The sequence below is a fragment of the Massilia sp. 9I genome (assembly GCF_902506415.1).
Lineage (GTDB): Bacteria > Pseudomonadota > Gammaproteobacteria > Burkholderiales > Burkholderiaceae_D > Telluria.
Genome location: NZ_LR733275.1, coordinates 2,671,075 through 2,693,699, shown reverse-complemented (window position 1 = coordinate 2,693,699; position 22,625 = coordinate 2,671,075). Strand labels below are relative to the sequence as shown.

Below are 22,625 nucleotides of genomic sequence, written 5' to 3'. Positions count from 1 at the left end.
CCGCTGATACCTCGGCATTGCGCAATGGCCCGACGCCAGGGGCGTGATAATTTTGCGGCTGGACCATTTATTTAAGGAACCAGCCATGCAAACTGTTCAACGTCCGACCGGCGCCTTCGTCGGTGCTTCCTGGGGTGCGCTCCTGATCGGCGGCAGCGCTTTCCTGATCGGCCTGTGGAACGCCCAGATGCAGCTGAACGAAAAAGGCTACTACCTGACCCTGCTGCTGTTCGGCCTGTTCGCCGCCGTGTCGTTGCAGAAAACCGTGCGCGACCGTGCCGAGGGCCTCCCGGTGACCGGCATCTACGCCGGCCTGTGCTGGGTCTCGCTGATCGCGGCGATCCTGCTCATCACCGTCGGCCTGTGGAACGCCACCCTGGCGCCGAGCGAGAAGGGCTTTTACGCCATGTCCTTCACCCTCAGCCTGTTTGCGGTGGTGGCGGTCCAGAAGAACGTCCGCGACCTGAACAGCGTGCGCGAGCCGGAACCCAAGGCTGCGATCGATTAAACCCGCTTATGCGTGGTGGCTTATTTGGTGATGGGATCTTGAATTTTTGCAATCTTTCCTTAGATGAGACGCTGACGGGAACAGACCTGTCGGAACACTAAGGAGAACATGAAAGCACTGCCCGCACTCGCCACCACGATCCTTGTCTCAACCCTGGCTTGCCTGCCGGCGCTGGCGCAAACGCCCGATATGCAGGTGACGGCGGCGGACCGCCAGCAGCTCGTCGACAGCTTGAGCAGGGAAGTCGACCAGCGCTACGTCTTTCCCGACACGGCAAAGAAGGTCGCGGCTTCCCTGCGCGAGCAGCAGGCGCGCGGCGCCTACGAGCGCATCACCAGCGCGCGCCAGCTGGCCGAGGCCCTGACGCAGCAGATGCAGGCCACGTCCGGCGACCGCCACATGCGCGTGCTCTACAGCGATCAGCCTATCCCCGAAAGCAAACCTGCCGCCGCACCACAACCGGAGGACGTGTCCCGCCGGCTCGACATGGCGCGGTCGAGTAACTTCGGCGTGCAGAAGGTCGAGCATCTGCCGCTGAACATCGGTTACCTGGAACTGGACGGCTTTTGGCGAGCAAAAGATGCGGCCGAGACGCTTGCCGCTGCGATGACGGTGCTGGCGCACACCGACGCCCTGATCATCGACCTGCGCAACAACGGCGGGGGCGACGCCGGCGCCTCGACCCTGCTGGCCAGCTACCTGTTTGATACGCGCACCCACCTGGGCGATTTCTACTATCGCGAGGGAAACCGCATCGAGCAGCGCTGGAGCCTGGACGTGGTGCCCGGCCTGCGCTATGGCCAGAAGAGGGACGTCTACATCCTCACCAGCAAGGACAGCTTCTCGGCGGCGGAAGACTTCGCCTATCTACTGAAGAACCTCAAGCGCGCCACCGTGGTCGGCGAGACGACCGGCGGCGGCGCCAATGCCGGTGAGGATGTGCGCCTGCTGCCGCACTTCGCCGCCTTCATGCCGCTAAGCCGGCTGGTCAGCCCGATCACGAAGACGAACTGGGAAGGCGTCGGCGTGACGCCCGACCTCAAGGTCTGCGCCGCCGACGCGCTCAGGATGGCGCAGGTGACGATCCTCGAGAAAAGGGCTACGCTGGAACAGGATGGCGCCCGGCTCGGCGAGCTCAAGCAACGCATTGAAGAATTGAATAAGGGAAAGCCGCATTGCACATCTTGAAAAGCGGACAGTGACCCTTATTTTTCTCCACAGTTAAGAACACCACTAGGGAGCAATACCATGCGGCAAGACAAACTGACGACCAAGCTCCAGGAAGCGCTGGCGGATGCCCAGAGCCTGGCGGTCGGCAACGATAACCAATACATCGATCCGGTCCACCTGCTGGTCGCCCTGTTGAACCAGGACGACGGCAGCGCCCGGTCCCTCCTGCAGCGCGCCGGCGTCAACGTCGGCGGCCTGTCGAACGCGCTGAAGTCGGCGCTGGAGCGCCTGCCCAAGGTGAGCGGCACCGGCGGCGACGTGCAGGTTTCGCGCGAACTCGTGTCGCTGCTGAACCTGGCTGACCGCGAATCGCAGAAGCGCGGCGACCAGTTCCTGTCGTCCGAAATGATCCTGCTGGCGCTCACCGAAGACAAGTCCGACGCCGGCCGCCTGGCGCGCGAACACGGCCTGGCACGCAAGTCGCTCGAATCGGCCATCTCGGCCGTGCGTGGCGGCGAATCGGTGAATTCGCAGGACGCCGAAGGCCAGCGTGAAGCGCTGAAAAAATACACCCTCGACCTGACCGAGCGCGCGCGCCAGGGCAAGCTCGACCCGGTGATCGGCCGCGACGACGAGATCCGCCGCGCGATCCAGGTGCTGCAGCGCCGTTCCAAGAACAACCCGGTGCTGATCGGCGAGCCGGGCGTGGGCAAGACCGCCATCGTCGAAGGCCTGGCGCAGCGCATCGTCAATGGCGAGGTGCCCGATTCGCTCAAGGGCAAGCGCGTGCTGTCGCTCGACATGGCGGCCCTGCTGGCCGGCGCCAAGTACCGCGGCGAGTTCGAAGAACGCCTGAAGTCGGTACTGAAGGAGCTGGCCCAGGACGAAGGCATGACCATCGTCTTCATCGACGAGATCCACACCATGGTCGGCGCCGGCAAGGCCGAAGGCGCGATGGACGCGGGTAACATGCTCAAGCCGGCGCTGGCACGGGGCGAACTGCACTGCGTCGGCGCGACCACGCTGGACGAGTACCGCAAGTATGTCGAGAAAGACGCCGCGCTGGAGCGCCGCTTCCAGAAGATCATGGTCGATGAGCCGAGCGTGGAGGCGACCATCGCCATCCTGCGCGGCCTGCAGGAAAAGTACGAACTGCACCACAAGGTCGAGATCACCGACCCGGCGATCATCGCCGCGGCCGAGCTGTCGCACCGCTACATCACCGACCGCTTCTTGCCGGACAAGGCGATCGACCTGATCGACGAGGCGGCCGCGAAGATCAAGATCGAGATCGATTCCAAGCCGGAAGTCATGGACAAGCTCGAACGCCGCCTGATCCAGCTGAAGATCGAGCGCGAAGCCGTGCGCAAGGAAACCGACGAAGCCTCGCAGCGCCGCCTCGAGCTGCTCGACGAAGAGATAGCGAGACTGGAACGCGAGTACAACGACCTGGAAGAGGTCCTCAAGGCCGAGAAAGCGGCGGTGCAGGGCACCACCCACATCAAGGAAGAGATCGAGCGCATCCGCCACCAGATGGAGGAAGCCAAGCGCCAGAGCAACTGGCAGCGTGTCTCCGAGCTGCAGTACGGCCGCCTGCCGGAACTGGAAGCGCAGCTCAAGAAGGCCGAGGAAGCCGCGGCCAATGCCGACGGCGAGTCGACCAAGCCGAAGCTGCTGCGCACCCAGGTCGGGGCCGAGGAAATCGCCGAAGTGGTGGCGCGTGCGACCGGCATCCCGGTGTCGCGCATGATGCAGGGCGAGCGCGAAAAGCTGCTGCATATCGAGGACGAGCTGCACAAGCGCGTGGTGGGCCAGGACGAAGCGATCGAAGCGGTGTCGGATGCGATCCGCCGCTCGCGCGCCGGCCTGTCCGACCCGAACCGCCCGTACGGCTCCTTCATGTTCCTGGGCCCGACCGGCGTCGGCAAGACCGAGCTGTGCAAGGCGCTGGCGAACTTCCTGTTCGATACCGAGCACGCCCTGATCCGCATCGACATGAGCGAATTCATGGAGAAGCATTCGGTCGCCCGCCTGATCGGCGCGCCGCCGGGCTATGTTGGCTACGAAGAGGGCGGTTATCTCACGGAAGCCGTGCGCCGCAAGCCCTACAGCGTGATCCTGCTCGACGAGATCGAGAAGGCGCACCCGGACGTGTTCAATGTCCTGCTGCAGGCGCTGGACGACGGCCGCATGACCGACGGCCAGGGCCGCACGGTGGACTTCAAGAACACGGTGATCGTGATGACCTCGAACCTGGGTTCGAACAAGATCCAGTCGATGGACACGGACGAACCGGCGGTGGTGAAGCTGGCCGTGATGGCCGAGGTGCGTGGCCACTTCCGTCCCGAGTTCATCAACCGGATCGACGAGATCGTGGTGTTCCATGCGCTCGACGAGAAGAACATCGGCGCGATCGCCAAGATCCAGCTGCACAACCTGGAGCAGCGCCTGGCCAAGATGGACATGGCGCTCGACATCGACGAAGAGGCGCTGCAGAAGATCGCGGAGGCAGGCTACGACCCGGTCTACGGCGCCCGCCCGCTCAAGCGCGCGATCCAGCAGCAGATCGAGAATCCGCTGTCGAAGGAGATCCTGGCGGGCCGCTTCGGGCCGAAGGATACGATCCGCACCCGCGTGCGCGGGGGGAACCTCGTGTTCGAGAAGGAGGTGGAGCTGGCCAAATAAGGCTCTTCCCGCCACCAATGAAAACGGCGCGTCCCAAAAGGAACGGGCCGTTTTTTACATCGTCAAAGAAATCACTGCTGCTTGCGCTTCCTACGCGCCATGAACCCCACCAGCCCCAGCCCGCCCAGCATCATCGCGTACGACCCCGGCTCCGGCACCGGCGCAATGGTCTGCGACAGCAGGCTGCCCACCTTGCGCTCGCCCTCGCCGAAGAAGTTCACCTTCAGGTGCGGCGCGTCCAGCGCCGGCGCACCGCCGGCGAAGCTGAACTGGAACACCATGTCGTCCGTCAGCGCGATGCGATCGCCCGAGTAGCACAGGCTGCGCCCCACATGCGCGCCGCCGCCGCAGCCGTTTGCGTTCAGTTCGTTCGAGGACAGGGTCCAGTCGGTCGCCGCGCCCGGGGCCGAGACCAGGGTGACGTCGGAGAAGGTCCCGAGGTCCTTGAGCTGGAGGGCGCCGATGGTGCTCGCACTGGCCCAGTCGCCGCTGCGGTTGGCGGCGTCGATTTCCAGGGTGAGCAGGTTGCCGGACCAGGTGGACGTGAAGGTGACCCCCTGGTAGGTGAGGGTGCCGGCCTGGCTGGAGGCGACGACACCGGCAGTGAGCGCCAGGATGGCAGTTGCTTTGGCAAGTAAGGTCTTCAAATCAATCTCCTCGATGAGTTTGAATGACCGGGCCTTCGCGTCGGCGAACGACCCGGACTTGCGTACGGATGAGTACGCAGGCCCAGACTATGCCGCCGGTATTGACCTTTCTGTGTGGCGACTAACGAATGGCTGAGTTAGCGTTTTCTGCAGGCGCGCCACGCCTTGAGTACGACTTAGGACTTGCGGCGGCGCGTCAGGCCCAGCATCGCGAAGCCGGCGGCCAGCAGGGCGATGCTCTGCGGTTCCGGCACATTCGACGTGGTGTTCGTTGCGGCCGGGATGAGCGGCGAGCCGGCGCTGGAACTGGCGGTTTCCTTCACTGGCAGGGTAATGCTTGGCGCCGGGATCAGCTCCGGCGTGGCCGGGAAGTCGAGCGACAGCAGGCTGCCGGTCTTGACGCCCTTGGCGTCGACGAAGTGCACCTTCAAGTGCGGCGCCGACAGGGCCGGGGTGCCAGTGAAGGTAAAGGTGAACAGCATATTGTCCGCCAGCGCGAGGCCGGCGCCGGTGTAGCACAGGCGAGTCAGGCTGGTCGTGCTGGCTCCCGCCTTCGCGGCGGCGCAACCCTTGGAGTTCAGTTCGGTGGGCAAGAGCGACCAGGCGGCGCCGCCCGAGGAGCTCATCGTCACGCCGGAAAAGCTGCCGATGGTCTTGATCGACAGCGCGTCGATCGCGCTGGCCGCGGCCCAGCCACCGCTGCGGTTCGCGGCATCGATTTCGAGCGTCAGGACATTCCCGGTGAAATTCGAGGTGAACACGACGCCATCTTGCGTGATGACACCGGCAGACGCATTACTTGCGGCAACAATAAGGAGGCTGCTGATAGCGAGACGGAAGAGGGTAGGCATGGTCGCTTTCGGTTGGAATGAGTTATTTTGACGAATCTGATGATTTGTATGATGTCATCAGATTTTCTTCAAGTCAATAAATTATTTGATTGAATTGATGATTTACTTCATTCAAGCAACACTGCGTCCGCCGCGATTTTCACATTGTGAAACGCATTTCTCGTCTGGCGAAATTCGCAGCAAAGCCGCGCCGCTTTCTTGTTTCCATTTTAAGAAATTTTATGCCACATCATGAAACGAAGCTCACAAGTCGTTGAAAGGAAACGAGAAAATATTCCTTTGATGTCTTATATAAGAGTTGTTGTGCTCCGCACAAACTGATCTATGATTAACCCAACGGATTCCTCTCGCAAATCGACTTTCAATCAGGAGAAACAGCATGGCAACTCGTGAACAGCAGATCAGTGAACTCCAGCAAGACTGGGATACCAACCCGCGCTGGAAAGGCGTGACGCGCAACTACACGGCGGCTGACGTCGTCCGCCTGCGCGGTTCGATCCAGATCGAACATACGCTGGCCAAGCGCGGCGCCGAAAAGCTGTGGGACCTGGTCAACAACGAGCCCTACGTCAACGCCCTCGGCGCGCTGACCGGCAACCAGGCCATGCAGCAGGTGAAGGCTGGCCTGAAGGCCATCTACCTATCCGGCTGGCAGGTGGCGGGTGACGCCAACGTCGCCGGCGAGATGTATCCGGACCAGTCGCTGTACCCGGCCAACTCGGTGCCGCAGGTGGTGCGCCGCATTAACAATACCTTCCAGCGCGCTGATCAGATCCAGTGGTCCGAAGGCAAGGACGACATCGACTACTTCGCCCCGATCGTGGCCGACGCCGAAGCCGGCTTTGGCGGCGTGCTGAATGCCTTCGAGCTGATGAAGGCCATGATCGACGCGGGCGCCGCCGGCGTGCACTTCGAAGACCAGCTGGCGTCGGTCAAGAAATGCGGCCACATGGGCGGCAAGGTGCTGGTGCCGAGCCGCGAGGCGGTCGAGAAGCTGAACGCCGCGCGCCTGGCAGCCGACGTGATGGGCACCCCGACCCTGGTTATCGCCCGCACCGACGCGGAAGCAGCCGACCTGCTTACCTCCGACGTCGACCCGATCGACCAGCCGTTCTGCACCGGCGAGCGCACCGTGGAAGGCTTCTATCGTGTGAAGCCGGGTGTCGAGCAGGCGATCTCGCGCGGCCTGGCCTACGCGCCCTTCGCCGACCTGGTGTGGTGCGAAACCGGCAAGCCGGACCTGAACTTCGCCAAGCAGTTCGCCGAAGCCATCCACGCCAAGTTCCCGGGCAAGATGCTGGCCTATAACTGCTCGCCGTCGTTCAACTGGAAGAAGAACCTGGACGACGCCACCATCGCCAAGTTCCAGAAAGAGCTGGGCGCGATGGGCTACAAGTTCCAGTTCATCACCCTGGCCGGCTTCCACGCCCTGAACTACAGCATGTTCAACCTGGCGCACGGCTATGCCCGCCGCGGCATGTCGGCCTTCGTCGAACTGCAGGAAAACGAGTTCGCCGCCGCCGACAAGGGCTTCACCGCCGTCAAGCACCAGCGCGAAGTCGGCACCGGCTACTTCGACGCCGTGACCCAGACCATCCAGCAGAACCAGAGCTCGACCACCGCGCTGCATGGTTCGACCGAGGACGAGCAGTTCTTCGACGAGAAGAAAGTCGCTTAAGCTGAAGGTTAGTAGGGTGGGCGGCTTGCCGCCCACCCTACTAACATCCCGGGAATGCGTGTTGTAGTGGATAATGGCGGCCATTGCGCCGCTGAAAAGGCGGCACCGACACTTTTCTCAGGAATTCCAGCTTATGTTGAGCTACCGCCACGCTTTCCACGCGGGTAACCACGCCGATGTCCTCAAACACTTTGTACAAGTGCAGCTGCACCTGTACATGAACCAGAAGGACGTCGCCTACACCTATATCGATACCCACTCTGGCGCCGGCGTCTACGCGCTCGACAGCTTCCAGGCGACCAAGACCGGCGAATTCGATACCGGCATCGGTCCACTGTGGAACGCGGTGAACGTCCCGGCGGCGCTCCAGCCCTACCTCGACCTGGTCAAGGCGATGAACCCGAGCGGCAAGATGCGCTACTACCCGGGCTCGCCCTATGTGGCAGACCAAATGTCCCGTGCGGAGGATCGCCTTCGCCTGTTCGAGCTGCACCCGGCCGACGTCAAGATCCTGAACGAGAACGTGCGCAAGGCCGAGGCGCACAAGGCCGAGCAGGGCGAGCGCTCGCGCGGCAGGCGCGTGCTGATCGAGCATGGCGACGGTTTCCAGAGCCTGAAAAAACTGCTGCCGCCGCCATCGCGCCGCGCGCTGGTGCTGATCGACCCGCCCTACGAGGTAAAGGACGACTACAAGAAGGTGCGCGATGCGCTGGAAGAAGCGCTGGGCCGCTTCCCGAGCGGCATGTATGCGGTCTGGTACCCGGTGCTGCAGCGCATGGAGTCGCGCCAGTTCCCGGACAAGCTCAAGCGCCTGCCGGCCAAGGAATGGCTGAACGTGACCCTGACCGTGTCGACGCCCGGCCCGGACGGCATCGGCCTGCACAGCAGCGGCATGTTCATCCTGAACCCACCGTACACCCTGGAAGCCATGCTGCGCGAAACCATGCCCTACCTGGTGCAGGTGCTGGGCAAGGACGCGGGCGCCCGCTTCACCATCGAGACCGGCACCCAGGTCACGGGCGCAGCCTCGGCGCGCCTGGCCGGCGAAGGCCCGCGCGCGCCGGTCGGCAATGCACGCCGCGCCAGCCCGCTGTCGGGCAAGGGCAGCCTGCGCCTGCCGGGCCAGAGCATGGTGCGCGAAGGCGAAGAGGGCGCTCCGGCCAAGCCGGCCGCCAGCCCATCGCCGCGCCGCGCCTGGCATCCCGACGGCAGCGCCCAGGCCAAGCCGCAAGCCGCTGGAAAGGGCGAGGCGCGCGCTTCGGCGCGGCGTCCGGCCAGCCCCGGCGGGGCACAGCCGCGCTCGGCTGGTCCGCGGCCGAACGGCAAGCCAGGTGGCAAGCGCTGAGGCGCGATTCGATATAAAAATGCTAATAATGTCGGATTTGTAGTATAGTCTCCGAGGTGGGCGTTCGCGCGCCCGCTCGGCAGGCGCGTCCATGCCGCAACAGTTTCCGGGAGTTTTTTAGATGCATGCCGAAGCAACGGCAGCGGCGTCCGTGCCGTCCAACGATTTTTTCCTCGCACGTCAGCCCATCCTCGGCCGTGACCAGCATCTCGTGGCATTCGAGCTGCTGTTCCGTGCCGCCGGCGAGGACGACGATGCGAAGCTGACCGACAATGCTGCGGCAACGGCGGCTGTGATCTCGCACGCGTCGCAGCTCGGCATGGAGCAGGTGGTCGGCGAACAGCTCGCCTTCGTCAACGTCGACGAGGTCGTCCTGATGAGCGACTTCGTACGTTTCCTGCCTCCCCATAAGGTTATCCTCGAAATCCTCGAAACCGTCAAGCCGACCCGGCAGCTGCTGGCGCGCGTCGCCGAGCTGAAGGAACTCGGGTTCAAGTTCGCGGTCGACGACGTGGTCGAGCACTCTCCCGAGCTCGACCGATTGGTCGGCCTGGTGGACGTGATCAAGGTCGACGTCAAGCTCACGCCCCGCGCCGAACTGCGGCAGCTGGTGGCTTCGCTCAAGTCCACTGGCAAGAAACTGCTGGCGGAAAAGGTCGAGACACTCGACGAATTCCGGCTGTGCATGGACCTCGGCTTCGAATACTTCCAAGGCTATTATTTTGCCCGTCCGGTGATCCTGTCGGGCAAGAAGATCACACCCTCGGAGATGGCGATCCTGCGGCTGCTGGAACTGGTGAGTTCGGATGCTGACGCCCAGGTGATCGAAACCGCAGTCAAGCGCGACGCCCTGATCAGCCTGAACCTGCTGCGCCTGGTGAACAGCCGCGCGGCGCCCGGGCCGCAGATCGAATCCCTGTCGCAGGCGCTGAGCCAGCTGGGACGGCGCCAGCTGCAGCGCTGGCTGCAGATCCTGCTCTACACCACGGCGGGCGGCGGCGTCGAACTGGCTTCGCCCCTGCTGCAGCTCGCCACCACGCGCGGCAAGCTGCTTGAACTGATGACCCTGGCCAAGCGTCCGGACGACGCGGCCCGGGCCGACCGGGCGTTCACAGTGGGGATCATGTCGCTGGCCGACGCGCTGTTCTCGATTCCCATGGCGGAAATCCTCGATAACGTGGAAATCGCGGACGACGTGCGCGCCGCGCTGCTGGACCGGGAAGGGGAGTTCGGGACGATGCTGCGGGTGACCGAGCTGCTGGAAGCGGCCGAGGGCGGGTGCCAGCTGTATAACGCGCTGCGTAAACTCGGCCTGAGCGTGGCACAGATCCGCGAGCTCGAATTGAAAGCCTTCGACTGGGTGAGGGAGCTCACCAACGAAGCGCACTGAGGAACCGTGGTCGGCCAGGCCGACCACTGCCGGGATCACTGCCCTAGGAAAAGGAACACGGTCGGCTTCTTGTGGAAGTCAGGCGCCTTTCCAGCCGCCAGCGCCGCTTTCCACTTCGCGGCCGTCAAGGTCCTGACCGACTCGCTCGCCAGCGACAAGTCGGTGGCCACGCACACCAGGGTCCCCGGCTGGCAGGCCCCCACCAGCGCTTCCAGCATCTGTCCATTCCGATACGGCGTCTCGATCAGCAGCTGGGTCTGCTTCTCGCTGCGCGAACGTCCCTCCAGTTGCTGGATACGCTTGGTGCGCTGTCCCGCATCCGTCGGCAGGTAGCCGTTAAACGCGAAACTTTGCCCGTTCAGCCCGCTCGCCATCACGGCCAGCAGCAGCGAGGACGGCCCCACCAGCGGACGCACTGCAATCCCATGCTGGTGCGCCAGGCGGACCAGGTCGGCGCCCGGATCGGCCACCGCCGGCACGCCGGCTTCCGACACCAGGCCCGCATCGCGTCCAGCCAGCAGCGGCGCCAGCAGCTGTGCGAGCGCGGCCGGCGGGGTGTTCACGTTCAGTTCCGCGATCTCGATTTCCTGCAGCGGCCTGGCCAGCGGGTGGTCAATGGCGACCAGTTTCAGGAAGGCGCGCGCCGTCTTGGCGTTCTCGGCGACGAAATAATCGAGTTTCGACGTCAGCGCCTGCACCTGGGTGGGCAGCAGGGCGGACAGGGCGCCGGGCGCGGCGTCGACGGGACCAAGGGTATTCGGAATCAGGTAAAGAGTGCCAGGCATCGTTCAGGAAGTGAAAAAGGAAACACCGGCGCGGCGCAGCATGCCGGTCAGGGCGATCAGGGGCAGGCCGGTGAGGGCGGTCGGGTCGCTCGACTCGATGCGTTCGAGCAGGGCGATGCCCAGACCCTCGTTCTTGGCGCTCCCGGCGCAGTCGTAGGGCTGTTCGATGCGAAGGTAGGCGTCCAGTTCGGCATCCGGCAGGTCGCGGAAGTCGACGAAGACCTGCACGTTCTCCACTTGCGCCGCTGCAACCGGATCGGCCACGCGGCTGTCCCACAGGCACAGGGCGGTATGGAAGACCACGCGCCGGCCGCGCATCAGCTGCAATTGCGCCAGCGCGCGCGCATGATCGCCCGGTTTGCCGATCTGCAGGCCGTCCAGGGTCGCGACCTGGTCCGAGCCGATCACGAGCGCGCCGGGCGCCCGCGCCGCCACCGCGGCCGCCTTTTCGCGCGCCAGGCGCAGGGCGGTGTCCTGCGGCGCCTCGCCAGGCTGCGGCGTCTCGTCGATGTCCGGTGCGATCGCTTCAAAGGGCAATTGCAGGCGCGACAGCAACTCGCGGCGATAAGCGGAACTGGATGCAAGTATGAGGCGCGGGGACGTGGAACTTGGTATCATTGCGGTCTGTCGAATGGAAAAACTAGTAGACAAGCTTATAGATCATATATCTCCGGCAAGTAAATCCGGTAAATGCAACACATCGGTTATTGCGTACAAGGCGGAGGGGTCAAAAACGACGTAAGTCTTTGACTCTGCGGGGAGAAGCCTGTTATTATCGCAGGTTTTCCGGGGAAGTTTTCCAAATGAGCGCTTTTGTCATTGACGCCTTCGAGTTTTGCCGGAATAGCGGACACCGCGAGGGCGTGACGCCCGTGGCCGAGATGACCCGTCTGGCAGCCGATTGCGCCGACAACTCCGGCGAGCTCCGCTGGTCGATCGACGGCGGTCAGACCAAGCAGGGCTATCCATCGATGACCCTGGCAGTCGCCGGTCCCGTGAAGCTGGTATGCCAGCGTTGCCTCACGGCCCTGGATTACGAGATCGATTCGTCCACCATGCTGGTGCTCGGCAAGGACGACGAAGACGCGGACGGGATCGAGGAAGTCCTCGACGACGAAAGCATCGACGTGATCGTCGGCAGCCGCGAATGCGACATCCGCCAGTTGCTGGAAGACGAAGCCCTGCTGGCCCTGCCGCAGGCACCGAAACACGAGGTATGTCCGGACACCAAGCTCCTGGACACCCTGAAGACCGAAAAGGTCTCGCCGTTCGCGGCACTGAAAAATCTCAAGCCCGAATAAGCAGTAACAGAATTAGTAGTACCGCAGTACCAGGCAGTACGACTGAAAGAACGTGTCAAACGCGTGCAGTAGTCGAGTATGGCAGTAGGCAGTTGATGTAGGCAGCGTTAAAACATGTCGGCAATGGATGAATAAGAAATTGCCGCTGGGATACTCGATCTGCATGTATTTGCAAGTCGAATGTGTTAGAATTTTAGAACTTATGTATTAGGAGTCATCATGGCAGTTCAGCAGAATAAGAAGTCCCCGTCGAAGCGCGGCATGCACCGTTCGCACGATTTCCTGACCGCACCGAACCTGGCAGTCGAGCCGACCACCGGCGAAACCCACCTGCGTCACCACATCAGCCCGAACGGTTTCTACCGTGGTCGCAAAGTCCTGAAGACCAAGAACGACGAGTAATCGACGTCTTGTACTTTAGTACCATGAAAGCGGTGCAACGTATGTTTTCTGCGTGGCGCCGCTTTTTCTTTGTCCTCGGCTGCAACAAGCTTGCACACCGTCATTTTGAATTGCGCGGACAACGGCTGGCCACGAGCCACGCCCACCCCCATCCTGTCGCTCGCTTCGGCTGAGCCGGCATCCCCGAACAAATGACAATCACAATTTCCATTGACTGCATGGGCGGCGACCACGGCCCCTCAGTTACCATTCCGGCAGCCGTTTCGTTTCTAAAAAAACAAGCTGACGTCCACCTGATCCTGGTGGGACTCGAAGACGTCCTGCGCGCCGAGCTCAAAAAGCACCGCGTCGAGACGCATCCCCGTATCACTTTCAAGAACGCCACCGAAGTCGTCACCATGGACGATCCGCTGGAAATCGCCCTGCGCAAGAAAAAGGATTCGTCCATGCGCGTGGCGGTCGAGCTGGTCAAGGACGGCACGGCGAATGCCAGCGTCTCGGCCGGCAATACCGGCGCCCTGATGGCGATCTCGCGCTACGTGCTCAAGACCATGGCCGGCGTCGACCGTCCGGCGATCTGCTCGATCATGCCGAACCAGAAGAACGGCCCGACCTACATGCTCGACCTGGGCGCCAACGTGGACTGCGAACCGCACCACCTGCACCAGTTCGCCATCATGGGTTCGGTGCTGTGCTCGGCGATGGAAGGCATCCCGCGCCCGACCATCGGCCTGCTCAACGTCGGCACCGAAGACATCAAGGGCAACGAGGTGGTCAAGGCCACCGGCGTGCTGCTCAAGGCCGACCATGAGCGCGGCAAGCTGAATTTCCACGGCAACGTCGAAGGCAACGACATCTTCAAGGGCACGGTGGACGTGATCGTGTGCGACGGCTTCGTCGGCAACGTCACGCTCAAGGCCGTCGAAGGCCTGTCGCGCTTTTTCAAGTCGGTGTTCACCGAGAACATCCTGTCGATGGCCGGCGCGCTGCTGGCCCGCAAGTCGCTGAAGAAGCTCAACCCGGAGCGCTACAACGGCGCCGGCCTGCTGGGCCTGAAAGGCCTGGTCTTCAAGAGCCATGGCGGCGCGAATGCCTTTGCCTTCGAATGGGCGATCAAGCGCGCCTACGACGCCGCCAAATACGATGTTCAAGAGCAGCTGTCGGCCCTGATCGCCGAACTGATGCCGACCCCGCCCGACGCCCAGCGCCAGGCGTAATTACCTAGCAGGATGGTGGAGAGATGACTGTCTATAGCAAGATCACCGGTACCGGCAGCTACCTGCCGGCCAAGCGCGTCACCAACGAGCAGCTCGCGGCCCAGCTGGCCGAGCAGGGCGTCGAGACGTCCGACGAATGGATCGTGACCCGCAGCGGCATCTCGAGCCGCCACTATGCGGCCGCCGACGAAAACGCTTCTGACCTGGCCGTGAATGCCGCGCGCAAGGCGATCGAAGCGTCCGGCCGGGCGCCCGCCGACATCGACCTGGTGATCGTCGCCAGTTCCACTCCCGACTTCCACGGCAGCTTCCCGAGCACCGCCTGCATCGTGCAGCAAAAGCTCGGCATGGCCAACAATAGCGCTGCTTTCGACGTGCAGGCCGTGTGCAGCGGCTTCGTGTACGCGGTCTCGACCGCCGACGCCTTCATCCGCGCCGGTGTCTACAAGCGCGTGCTGGTGATCGGCGCCGAAGTGTTCTCGCGCATCCTCGACTTCACCGACCGCACCACCTGCGTGCTGTTCGGCGACGGCGCCGGCGCCGTGGTGCTGGAAGCATCAAGCGAGCCGGGCGTGCTGGCCACCAAGCTGCACGCCGACGGCAGCCAGTCGCATATCCTGTCGATCCCGGGCAACCTGGCCGGCGGCGCCGTCGCCGGCAGCGGTTTCCTGTACATGGACGGCCCGGCGGTGTTCAAGCTGGCCGTCACCGTGCTGGAAGAAGTCGCCAAGGAAGCGCTCGAGCACGCGCAGATGCAGCCGTCCGACATCGACTGGCTGATCCCGCACCAGGCCAACCTGCGCATTATGAAGGGCACCGCCAAGAAACTCGACCTGCCGATGGAGAAGATGGTCGTCACCGTCGACCAGCACGGCAACACATCGGCCGCCTCGATCCCGCTGGCGCTCGACGCTGCGGTGCGCGATGGCCGCATCAAGAAGGGTGACAATGTGCTGATGGAAGGCGTCGGCGGCGGCTTCACCTGGGGCGCCGTGCTCGCCCGCATGTAAAAGTTTTGGCCGCAACATATGCGTTGCGGCGATACGTAGGGTGGGCGGGTTCCCCGCCCACGCGTTCAACCATAATATGCATTGCCACAGTGCGTCCGACGTTTGGACGCGTGGGCGGGAGACCCGCCCACCCTACGGTAACTGCAACATTCGAACAGAGAGAATAAGAAGATGAGCAAATTCGCTTTCCTGTTTACCGGCCAGGGCGCCCAGGCCGTCGGCATGCTGAACGGCTTCGCCGGCAACCCGGTCGTCGACCAGACCGTCGCTGAAGCTTCCGATGCGCTCGGCTTCGACCTCGGCAAGCTGATCGCCGAAGGTCCGAAGGAAGACCTCGACCTCACCACCAATACCCAGCCGGTGATGCTGACCGCCGCGGTCGCCGTGTACCGCGCCTGGATCGCCGCCGGCGGCCCGGTGCCGAGCCTCGTCGCCGGCCACAGCCTGGGCGAATATTCGGCCCTGGTGGCCGCCGGCGTGATCCAGTTCAAGGACGCCGTGCCGCTGGTGCGCTTCCGCGCGCAATCGATGCAGGACGCGGTGCCGGTGGGGCAGGGCGGCATGGCCGTCGTGCTGGGCCTGCAGGCCGACGACGTGCGCGCCGTCTGCCTTGAAGCCGCCCAGGGCGAAGTCGTGGAAGCCGTGAACTTCAACGAGCCGACCCAGATCGTGATCGCCGGCCATGCCGCCGCGATCGACCGCGCCTGCGAGATCGCCAAGGCCAAGGGCGCGAAACGCGCCATGAAACTGGCAGTCTCGGCCCCGTTCCACTCGTCGCTGCTGAAGCCCGCTTCGGACCGTTTGCGCGAGTACATGGAAAAGATCGAATTCTCCGCGCCGCAGATCGACTTGATCAACAACGTGGACGTCGCTATCCTGCACGATCCGGCTGCGATCAAGGATGCCCTCGTGCGCCAGGCGGCCGGTCCGGTGCGCTGGGTCGAGACCATGCAGAAGATGGCCGCCAGCGGCGTCACCCAGGTGATCGAATGCGCGCCAAGCAAGACCCTGATCGGCATGGCCAAGCGCATCGACCCGGCGCTGGCCGGCGAAGCGCTGGTCGACCAGGCCGCGCTGGAGCGCGTCCTGGCCTCGCTCAACGCCTGAGCGAGCGGCCTGACGCACATCGAGAACACCACTAGTAGAGGAAAAGAATGAATCTGGAGAACCAAGTCGCTCTCGTCACTGGCGCTTCGCGCGGCATCGGCAAGGCCATCGCGCTGGAACTGGCGCGCCAGGGCGCGAAGGTCGTCGGCACCGCCACCAGCGAGTCCGGCGCCGCAGCGATCACCGACTACCTGAAAGAGTTCGGCGGCAAGGGCGTCGTCCTGAACGTCACCGATGCCGCCAACTGCGCGGCCGTGGTCGAGGACACGCAAAAGAGCTTCGGCAGCCTGTCGATCCTGGTCAACAATGCCGGCATCACCCAGGACAACCTGGCCATGCGCATGAAGGACGAAGAGTGGGACGGCGTCATCTCGACCAACCTGACCGCCGTCGGCCGCCTGTCGCGCCTGGTGCTGCGCGGGATGATGAAGGCCAAGCACGGCCGCATCATCAACATCACCTCGGTGGTGGGCGCCTCGGGCAATCCGGGCCAGATGAACTACGCCGCCGCCAAGGCCGGCGTGGCCGGCATGACCCGCGCCCTGGCGCGCGAGATCGGCAGCCGCAACATCACCGTCAACTGCGTCGCTCCCGGTTTCATCGATACCGACATGACCAAGGCGCTGGGCGACGACCAGCACGCCGCGCTGCTGGGCCAGATCCCGCTGGGCCGCCTGGGCCAGCCGGAAGACATCGCCCACGCCGTCGTCTTCCTGGCCGGGCCGACCGCTGCCTACATCACGGGCACCGAGCTGCACGTGAATGGCGGCATGTACATGAATTGAAGAGTATAAATAGGGCGAAAACGCCGGTATTCGCTCGTCAGCGAACAATATCCGGCGCATTCGCTTCTTTTAGCTGTAATTTCGGTGGAAATAGCTGCAATCGCCGAAAGTAGTTTTTCACCGCGCAAACCTGCTAAAATGCGCGCACTTTCCGCAACACATACCTTAATGGAGCCATAACATGTCGGATATCGAACAACGCGTTAAAAAAATCGTCGCTGAGCAACTGGGCGTTGCAGAAGCAGACATCAAAATCGAATCCTCGTTCGTTGACGACCTCGGCGCTGACTCGCTGGACACCGTGGAACTGGTGATGGCACTGGAAGACGAGTTCGAAATGGAAATCCCTGACGAGCAGGCTGAGAAGATCACCACCGTCAAGCAAGCCATCGACTACGCCACCGCGCACGTCAAGGCCTAAGCTGTCGCTTTAAAAGTTTCTGGGAGAATCGCTTGAGCCGTTCACGCAACCGCCGTGTCGTCGTTACCGGCCTGGGCTGCATTTCACCAATCGGCAATACGATTGCCGAGGCGTGGGACGCGGCGCTGGCCGGTAAGTCGGGCATTGCCAACATTACCAAGTTCGACGCGGCGCCGTTCACGACGCATTTCGCCGGTGAAGTGAAGAACTTCAAGGTGGAAGATTACCTGCCGGGCAAGGAAGGCCGTAACATGGATAGCTTTATCCATTACGGCATGGCTGCCGGTATCCAGGCCCTGCAGGATTCGGGCCTGGTCGTGACCGAGGAAAACGCGGACCGTATCGGTGTGACCATCGGTTCGGGTATCGGCGGCCTGCCGATGATCGAAGCCACCAAGGAAGAGTACATGAATCGCGGCCCGCGCCGCATCTCGCCCTTCTTCGTGCCGGCATCGATCATCAACATGATCTCGGGCGATCTCTCGATCAAATTCGGCCTGCGTGGCCCGAACCTGGCGATCGTCACCGCCTGCACCACCGGCCTGCACTGCATCGGCGCCGCCGCTCGCCTGATCGAGTACGGCGATGCCGACGTGATGGTCGCCGGCGGCGCGGAGTCGACCGTCTCGCCACTGGGCCTGGGCGGTTTCGCCTCGGCACGCGCGCTGTCCACCCGCAACGACGACCCGTCCACCGCGTCGCGTCCGTGGGACAAGGACCGCGACGGCTTCGTGCTGGGCGAGGGCGCCGGCGTGATGGTGCTCGAAGAGTACGAACACGCGGTCAAGCGCGGTGCGAAAATCTACGCCGAAGTCATCGGCTTCGGCATGAGCGCGGACGCCAACCACATCACCTCGCCGGTCGAGGATGGTAGCGGCGCGGCGCGCTGCATGGTTGCGGCCCTGCACAACGCCGGCCTGAACGCCAGCGAAGTCCAGTACGTCAATGCGCACGGCACCTCGACGCCGCTGGGCGACGTGGCGGAAGTGCGCGGCATCAAGCGCGTCTTCGGCGACCACGCCAAGACCGGTCTCGTCGTGAATTCGACCAAGTCGATGACCGGCCACCTGCTGGGTGGCGCGGGCGGCCTGGAATCGGTGTTCACCGTGCTGGCGATCCATCACCGGAAGTCGCCGCCGACGATCAACATCTTCAACCAGGATCCGGAATGCGACCTGGACTTCGTGGCCAACACGGCGCGTGACATGAAGATCGATTACGCGGTGAAGAACTCCTTCGGCTTCGGCGGTACCAACGGTACCCTCGTTTTCGCAAAAGTCTGAAGGATTCTCACCTGAGGGTCTGAACCAGACCACGCCCATTCCGGTCTAACCGGGATGGGCGCCTGACAGCCTCGACCGTTTCGGTCCTGCGCATCGTTGTACCTCCGCTGTACTCCCGCACGGCCCCGGCTTGCGGCGTCCCTTCCTTTCCCTGCTCGCACCATGTCGTTCGCGATGTCTGTCGTGATTGCGCCGTCGCGCCGCCTGCGTTTCCTGCTCGCCGGCGCCGGCGCATCCCTGTGCGCGGCCGCCTGCGCCGTGGGCTTTGTCACGCCCCAGGTTTTCGCCTTCGGTCCGCTTGTGGCGGCTGCGCTGCTGTTCGCCGGCCTATGCGTGGCGCATGCGGCGCTGCGTCCTGCAATGGTGCATCGCATTGATCTTTCTGGACCCGGCCAGCTACGCCTGACGGTACAACAGGGTGTGCGGCAGGAAGAAACGGAAGCGCTGCCGGTGCGGCTTCTGCCGGGTTCGACGCTGTGGCCGCGGCTGATGCTGCTGCGCCTCGGCACGCCTTCGGGCGGGCGTCATTGCGTCGCTGTCCTGCCCGACAGCCTGCCGCCGGAAGCTTTCCGCACCCTGGCGGTGGCGCTCGGCGCCGGCGCGGCGGAGTTTGGCGAGGCGGCGGTGCAACACAAAATACTTTGAACTTATTGCAGCGGGCCAACTCTTATGGAGGAGGGCCGTGGCAGCCGATGGGACATGGTCCGTGACGACAGAACGCGAGGGTGATCAGGTGTTGGTGGAGCGCGTCCAGGCCGGTGACCGGGGTGCGTTCGACCTGCTCGTGGCCAAGTACCAGCGTCGGCTGATGCGCCTGGTGTCGCGCCTCGTGCACGACCCGGCCGAAGCGGAAGACGTGGTGCAGGAAACCTTCATCAAGGCCTTCCGCGCCCTGCGTCACTTCCGCGGCGATTCCGCCTTCTACACCTGGCTGTATCGCATCGGGATCAACACGGCGAAGAATTTTCTGGTCACACAGGGCCGCCGGGCGCCGACCTCCACCGAGGCCGACGCCGAGCGGGCGGAGGGATTCGACGACGCAGACAGCTTGCGCGACATAAACACACCGGAATCGGTGTTGGCGAGCAAGCAGATTGCCCTTACGGTGAACGCGGCGATGGAAGCACTGCCGCTGGAATTGCGAACGGCAATTGTCCTGCGAGAAATAGAAGGATTGAGCTACGAAGAAATCTCCGAGGTGATGGCGTGTCCGATAGGAACCGTGCGGAGCCGGATTTTCCGTGCACGCGAAGTCATCGCCGAGAAATTGCGCCCATTGCTCGATTTCCCGGTTGACAAACGTCGGTAAGTAGCAGGATCGTACAGTGGCAGGGCATATTGAACAGACCGACGTCAGCGGGTTACCAGATGGATACAAACAAGAAGACACGCGAATACATATCGGCGTTTGCGGACGGCGAACAACCGGATGCCGACCTTGAGCTCGCACTGGCAGCCCTGCGCGAAACGGACGGCCAGCAGGCATGGGATCTCTACCACCGCATCGGCGACGCGCTGCGCAGCGAGCCGGGTCACGCCGAGCTGTCACCAAACTTCGCCGCGCGTCTGGCCGATCGGCTGGCGGCCGAGCCGACGCCGCTGCGGCGCACGGCGGCGCGTCCCGCCACCCCGGCGGAAGAACTGGCGGCGATCGCGCCCAGCGTGGTCGCGGGCGCCGACAGCCTCAACGGCGCCAAGCTGGGCGGGCAGGCGGTGGCGCCGCACGAAGCGCCGGTGCCGGAAGTGAATCCGCCGGTCGTCAAGCGACTCTGATCCAGGCCTGTCTGAGCCAGCCTTCGGGCGCACGCATTGCTGATACGTACCACGTATGTATTGGCACTCATTGATTCATTCCACGTATCACCACCTGCAGTCTTCCTGTCCCGATGTCGACCGCATTTCCACCCGGTGTGGGGGCGCGGCACACCCGCGCACGGCGCGACAAAGCCCCGTTTTTGGCTTACCATAAAGTCAATCTCAGCCTTCCAACGCCAAGCCCATGACCCGTCCATTTCTTCGTCGTCCCGCCAGCCTGATCGTGTCCGCCGTCCTGCTTGCCGGCGCCAGCGTTTCCTTCACCTCCCACGCCTTCGCGGCGGCTCCGGTGCAGACCCCGGTCGTGACCGGCCTGCCCGATTTTTCCGACCTGATCGACAAGGTCGGTCCCGCCGTCGTCAACATCCGCACCACCGAGCGCGTCACCCGCGGCCAGGGCGTGCCGGGCGAAGAAGAGATGCAGGAATTCCTGCGCCGCTTCTTCGGCGGCCAGATCCCGCGCGGCGGCGGCCGTGGCCAGGGCCGGCCGGGCCAGGGCGGGCAGGGTGGTGGTGGCGTGGAAGAGCAGGTGACGCGCGGCGTCGGCTCCGGCTTCATCATCTCGGCCGACGGTTTCGTGCTCACCAACGCCCACGTGGTGGAAGGCGCGGACGAGGTCACGGTCACGCTCACCGACCGCCGCGAATTCAAGGCCAAGGTGCTGGGCGCCGACCGCCGCTCGGACGTGGCCCTGCTCAAGCTCTCGGCCGGCAACCTGCCTTACCTGCGTACCGGCGACTCGAGCAAGATCCGCGTCGGCGAATGGGTGGTGGCGATCGGCTCGCCGTTTAACCTGGATAACACCGTCACCGCCGGCATCATCTCGGCCAAGTCGCGCGACACCGGCGAATACCTGCCGCTGATCCAGTCCGACGTGGCGGTCAACCCGGGCAACTCGGGCGGCCCCCTGATCAACATGCGCGGCGAGGTCATCGGCATCAACTCGCAGATCGCCACGCTTTCGGGCGCCTACAACGGCATCTCCTTTGCCGTGCCGATCGACGAAGTGATGCGCGTAGCCGACCAGCTGAAAACCACCGGCAAGGTCACCCGTGGCCGCCTGGGCGTGCAGATCAGCGAAGTCACGCGCGACGTCGCCGAATCGCTCGGCCTGGGCAAGGCGCGCGGCGCCGAGGTCTCGATGGTGGAGGCGGGCGGCCCGGCGGAGAAGGGCGGCATCAAGGTCGGCGACATCATCCTGAAATTTAACAACCAGCCGATCGAAACCACCCGCGACCTGCCGCGCCTGGTCGGCGCCACCAAGGTCGGCAGCCGCGCCAGCGTCACCGTCTGGCGCCGCGGCGCCCAGATCGAGGTGCCGGTGACCATCGTCGAGCTGCAGGAAGAAAAGGTGGCGGCCAACCGTCCGACCCCGCCCAAGAAGGCGCCGGGCGCGGCGCCGAACGTGCTGGGCCTAGTGGTGTCCGACATCACGGCGGCGCAGCGCGGCGAGCTGGGCGTCGACAGCGGCGTGCTGGTGGAGGACGCGGGCGGCGCCGCGGCCACCGCCGGCATCCGTCCCGGCGACGTGATCTCGCAGGTGGGCAACACCCCGGTGAGCAACGCGGCCCAGTTCAACGGCATCATCGCCAAGCTCGATCCGAAGAAGCCGGTGGCTCTCCTGGTGCGGCGTGAAGACGTCACCCAGTACATCGTCGTGAAGCCGCGCCAGTGATGCGCCCGGTTCCATTCACGCTGTACTCGCGCAGCTACTGCCACCTGTGCGAAGACATGCTGCAGGCCCTGATGGCCTTGCAGCAGCCGGGCGAGCGCTTCGACGTCGCGGTGGTCGACGTCGACCTCGATCCCGCCCTGGTGGCCCGTTTCGACGAGCTGGTCCCGGTGCTGTTCGGGGATCCGGCCGGCGAGGAGCTGTGCCACTACTTCCTCGATCCTGCCGCCGCACGCGGCTGGGCGGACGCCTGCGCCCCAGCTCCTGCTCACACATCGGCCTGAATCGTCCCGCCAAACCCGGCTATTTGCTCATCCACTGGGCGAAACCCGGGTTTTTAGCCCCTGCGCTCCCCCAAAACCGGGCTTTCCGGCGCGGAATCCGGTAAAATGCCGGGGTCGGAAAAGCGTCTGCCCCTCGCACACGCGATTCTCCCGCTTCATCAAGCGCTTCGGCCGGGGCCCGGTATGCCCCCACGGAGCGCTTTTTTGCATGGCGTCTTCGTTTGTAGCCTGCCGCGCTGCCCGCGGCCTTTTTGGTTTTGAGCTTTGTT

At 63.9% G+C, this 22,625-nt stretch carries 23 protein-coding genes; 19 read left to right on the top strand and 4 right to left on the bottom strand.

Features of this window, described 5'->3' with window-relative positions; translation table 11 throughout:
- The first annotated feature begins 85 nt into the window (after positions 1 to 85).
- From yiaA to clpB, 3 genes are all read left to right on the top strand, one after another.
- The gene (gene yiaA / locus GV068_RS12025) at positions 86 to 508 is read left to right on the top strand and encodes an inner membrane protein YiaA (protein WP_159697681.1); all 423 of its coding nucleotides are present in this window, start codon (positions 86 to 88) and stop codon (positions 506 to 508) included.
- Between the two features lie 108 nt (positions 509 to 616).
- Positions 617 to 1,696, top strand: coding sequence for a S41 family peptidase (locus tag GV068_RS12020; RefSeq protein ID WP_159697679.1), 1,080 nt, complete (start codon positions 617 to 619; stop codon positions 1,694 to 1,696).
- A gap of 60 nt (positions 1,697 to 1,756) precedes the next feature.
- Entirely contained in the window at positions 1,757 to 4,363 is a 2,607-nt protein-coding gene (gene clpB / locus GV068_RS12015; RefSeq protein ID WP_159697677.1) for an ATP-dependent chaperone ClpB, read from the top strand.
- 71 nt (positions 4,364 to 4,434) lie between these two features.
- Here clpB and GV068_RS25215 read toward each other — a convergent pair whose 3' ends face one another.
- Complete coding sequence (locus GV068_RS25215; protein ID WP_229464115.1) at positions 4,435 to 5,010, bottom strand: PEP-CTERM sorting domain-containing protein; 576 nt, start codon at positions 5,008 to 5,010, stop codon at positions 4,435 to 4,437.
- Between the two features lie 176 nt (positions 5,011 to 5,186).
- Positions 5,187 to 5,771, bottom strand: coding sequence for a PEP-CTERM sorting domain-containing protein (locus GV068_RS12005; protein WP_159697675.1), 585 nt, complete (start codon positions 5,769 to 5,771; stop codon positions 5,187 to 5,189).
- Between the two features lie 469 nt (positions 5,772 to 6,240).
- Here GV068_RS12005 and aceA point away from each other — a divergent pair, with 469 nt between their 5' ends.
- The 3 genes from aceA to GV068_RS11990 all read left to right on the top strand — a co-directional run bounded on the left by aceA (position 6,241) and on the right by GV068_RS11990 (position 10,274).
- A complete protein-coding gene (gene aceA, locus GV068_RS12000; RefSeq protein WP_159697673.1) occupies positions 6,241 to 7,539 on the top strand; it encodes an isocitrate lyase in 1,299 nt (432 codons plus the stop codon).
- Between the two features lie 133 nt (positions 7,540 to 7,672).
- A complete protein-coding gene (gene rlmJ, locus GV068_RS11995) occupies positions 7,673 to 8,884 on the top strand; it encodes a 23S rRNA (adenine(2030)-N(6))-methyltransferase RlmJ (protein ID WP_159697671.1) in 1,212 nt (403 codons plus the stop codon).
- A 121-nt stretch (positions 8,885 to 9,005) separates the two neighbouring features.
- Positions 9,006 to 10,274 carry an EAL and HDOD domain-containing protein gene (locus tag GV068_RS11990; RefSeq protein WP_159697669.1) on the top strand — a complete coding sequence of 423 codons (1,269 nt, stop codon included), beginning with the start codon at positions 9,006 to 9,008 and terminating at the stop codon, positions 10,272 to 10,274.
- Between the two features lie 35 nt (positions 10,275 to 10,309).
- Here the strand turns inward: GV068_RS11990 and GV068_RS11985 are convergent, their stop codons facing one another.
- Together GV068_RS11985 and GV068_RS11980 are read right to left on the bottom strand one after the other, a co-directional pair.
- Positions 10,310 to 11,059: an SAM-dependent methyltransferase gene (locus GV068_RS11985; RefSeq protein WP_159697667.1), complete on the bottom strand. Its 750-nt coding sequence runs from the start codon at positions 11,057 to 11,059 to the stop codon at positions 10,310 to 10,312.
- 3 nt (positions 11,060 to 11,062) lie between these two features.
- Positions 11,063 to 11,677 (bottom strand): Maf family nucleotide pyrophosphatase, encoded by a 615-nt coding sequence (locus GV068_RS11980; RefSeq protein WP_159697665.1) that lies wholly within the window; start codon positions 11,675 to 11,677, stop codon positions 11,063 to 11,065.
- Positions 11,678 to 11,862: 185 nt separating this feature from the next.
- Here GV068_RS11980 and GV068_RS11975 point away from each other — a divergent pair, with 185 nt between their 5' ends.
- The 13 genes from GV068_RS11975 (at position 11,863) to GV068_RS11915 (ending at position 22,356) form a co-directional block, all read left to right on the top strand.
- On the top strand, positions 11,863 to 12,360 hold the full coding sequence (locus GV068_RS11975; protein WP_159697663.1) for a DUF177 domain-containing protein: 498 nt from the start codon (positions 11,863 to 11,865) through the stop codon (positions 12,358 to 12,360).
- Positions 12,361 to 12,579: 219 nt separating this feature from the next.
- Positions 12,580 to 12,762, top strand: a complete 183-nt coding sequence (gene rpmF / locus GV068_RS11970) for a 50S ribosomal protein L32 (RefSeq protein ID WP_005666806.1) — start codon at positions 12,580 to 12,582, stop codon at positions 12,760 to 12,762.
- A gap of 191 nt (positions 12,763 to 12,953) precedes the next feature.
- Positions 12,954 to 13,979, top strand: coding sequence for a phosphate acyltransferase PlsX (plsX, locus tag GV068_RS11965; RefSeq protein WP_159697661.1), 1,026 nt, complete (start codon positions 12,954 to 12,956; stop codon positions 13,977 to 13,979).
- A 23-nt stretch (positions 13,980 to 14,002) separates the two neighbouring features.
- Positions 14,003 to 14,989, top strand: coding sequence for a beta-ketoacyl-ACP synthase III (locus GV068_RS11960; protein WP_159697659.1), 987 nt, complete (start codon positions 14,003 to 14,005; stop codon positions 14,987 to 14,989).
- Between the two features lie 171 nt (positions 14,990 to 15,160).
- Positions 15,161 to 16,096, top strand: coding sequence for an ACP S-malonyltransferase (gene fabD / locus GV068_RS11955; protein ID WP_159697657.1), 936 nt, complete (start codon positions 15,161 to 15,163; stop codon positions 16,094 to 16,096).
- A gap of 47 nt (positions 16,097 to 16,143) precedes the next feature.
- On the top strand, positions 16,144 to 16,881 hold the full coding sequence (gene fabG / locus GV068_RS11950; protein WP_159697655.1) for a 3-oxoacyl-ACP reductase FabG: 738 nt from the start codon (positions 16,144 to 16,146) through the stop codon (positions 16,879 to 16,881).
- Between the two features lie 181 nt (positions 16,882 to 17,062).
- Positions 17,063 to 17,302, top strand: a complete 240-nt coding sequence (acpP, locus tag GV068_RS11945) for an acyl carrier protein (RefSeq protein WP_020653257.1) — start codon at positions 17,063 to 17,065, stop codon at positions 17,300 to 17,302.
- A 32-nt stretch (positions 17,303 to 17,334) separates the two neighbouring features.
- The gene (gene fabF, locus GV068_RS11940; protein ID WP_159697653.1) at positions 17,335 to 18,585 is read left to right on the top strand and encodes a beta-ketoacyl-ACP synthase II; all 1,251 of its coding nucleotides are present in this window, start codon (positions 17,335 to 17,337) and stop codon (positions 18,583 to 18,585) included.
- Between the two features lie 162 nt (positions 18,586 to 18,747).
- Entirely contained in the window at positions 18,748 to 19,230 is a 483-nt protein-coding gene (locus GV068_RS11935; RefSeq protein WP_159697651.1) for a protein YgfX, read from the top strand.
- Positions 19,231 to 19,291: 61 nt separating this feature from the next.
- Positions 19,292 to 19,894 (top strand): RNA polymerase sigma factor RpoE, encoded by a 603-nt coding sequence (rpoE, locus tag GV068_RS11930; RefSeq protein ID WP_159697649.1) that lies wholly within the window; start codon positions 19,292 to 19,294, stop codon positions 19,892 to 19,894.
- Positions 19,895 to 19,953: 59 nt separating this feature from the next.
- Positions 19,954 to 20,358, top strand: coding sequence for an RseA family anti-sigma factor (locus GV068_RS11925; RefSeq protein ID WP_159697647.1), 405 nt, complete (start codon positions 19,954 to 19,956; stop codon positions 20,356 to 20,358).
- Positions 20,359 to 20,584: 226 nt separating this feature from the next.
- A complete protein-coding gene (locus GV068_RS11920; protein ID WP_159697645.1) occupies positions 20,585 to 22,075 on the top strand; it encodes a DegQ family serine endoprotease in 1,491 nt (496 codons plus the stop codon).
- Positions 22,075 to 22,356: a glutaredoxin family protein gene (locus GV068_RS11915; RefSeq protein ID WP_159697643.1), complete on the top strand. Its 282-nt coding sequence runs from the start codon at positions 22,075 to 22,077 to the stop codon at positions 22,354 to 22,356. Before GV068_RS11920 ends, GV068_RS11915 begins: the two co-directional genes overlap by 1 nt.
- Positions 22,357 to 22,625: the final 269 nt, after the last annotated feature.

Excerpts from the sequence above, each read along its gene's own strand:
- yiaA (WP_159697681.1), top strand. The coding sequence starts at position 86 with ATGCAAACTGTTCAACGTCCGACCGGCGCCTTCGTCGGTGCTTCCTGG.
- GV068_RS12020 (WP_159697679.1), top strand. The coding sequence starts at position 617 with ATGAAAGCACTGCCCGCACTCGCCACCACGATCCTTGTCTCAACCCTG.
- clpB (WP_159697677.1), top strand. The coding sequence starts at position 1,757 with ATGCGGCAAGACAAACTGACGACCAAGCTCCAGGAAGCGCTGGCGGAT.
- aceA (WP_159697673.1), top strand. The coding sequence starts at position 6,241 with ATGGCAACTCGTGAACAGCAGATCAGTGAACTCCAGCAAGACTGGGAT.
- rlmJ (WP_159697671.1), top strand. The coding sequence starts at position 7,673 with ATGTTGAGCTACCGCCACGCTTTCCACGCGGGTAACCACGCCGATGTC.
- GV068_RS11990 (WP_159697669.1), top strand. The coding sequence starts at position 9,006 with ATGCATGCCGAAGCAACGGCAGCGGCGTCCGTGCCGTCCAACGATTTT.
- GV068_RS11985 (WP_159697667.1), bottom strand. The coding sequence starts at position 11,059 with ATGCCTGGCACTCTTTACCTGATTCCGAATACCCTTGGTCCCGTCGAC.
- GV068_RS11980 (WP_159697665.1), bottom strand. The coding sequence starts at position 11,677 with ATGATACCAAGTTCCACGTCCCCGCGCCTCATACTTGCATCCAGTTCC.
- GV068_RS11975 (WP_159697663.1), top strand. The coding sequence starts at position 11,863 with ATGAGCGCTTTTGTCATTGACGCCTTCGAGTTTTGCCGGAATAGCGGA.
- rpmF (WP_005666806.1), top strand. The coding sequence starts at position 12,580 with ATGGCAGTTCAGCAGAATAAGAAGTCCCCGTCGAAGCGCGGCATGCAC.
- plsX (WP_159697661.1), top strand. The coding sequence starts at position 12,954 with ATGACAATCACAATTTCCATTGACTGCATGGGCGGCGACCACGGCCCC.
- GV068_RS11960 (WP_159697659.1), top strand. The coding sequence starts at position 14,003 with ATGACTGTCTATAGCAAGATCACCGGTACCGGCAGCTACCTGCCGGCC.
- fabD (WP_159697657.1), top strand. The coding sequence starts at position 15,161 with ATGAGCAAATTCGCTTTCCTGTTTACCGGCCAGGGCGCCCAGGCCGTC.
- fabG (WP_159697655.1), top strand. The coding sequence starts at position 16,144 with ATGAATCTGGAGAACCAAGTCGCTCTCGTCACTGGCGCTTCGCGCGGC.
- acpP (WP_020653257.1), top strand. The coding sequence starts at position 17,063 with ATGTCGGATATCGAACAACGCGTTAAAAAAATCGTCGCTGAGCAACTG.
- GV068_RS11935 (WP_159697651.1), top strand. The coding sequence starts at position 18,748 with ATGTCGTTCGCGATGTCTGTCGTGATTGCGCCGTCGCGCCGCCTGCGT.
- GV068_RS11925 (WP_159697647.1), top strand. The coding sequence starts at position 19,954 with ATGGATACAAACAAGAAGACACGCGAATACATATCGGCGTTTGCGGAC.
- GV068_RS11920 (WP_159697645.1), top strand. The coding sequence starts at position 20,585 with ATGACCCGTCCATTTCTTCGTCGTCCCGCCAGCCTGATCGTGTCCGCC.
- GV068_RS11915 (WP_159697643.1), top strand. The coding sequence starts at position 22,075 with ATGCGCCCGGTTCCATTCACGCTGTACTCGCGCAGCTACTGCCACCTG.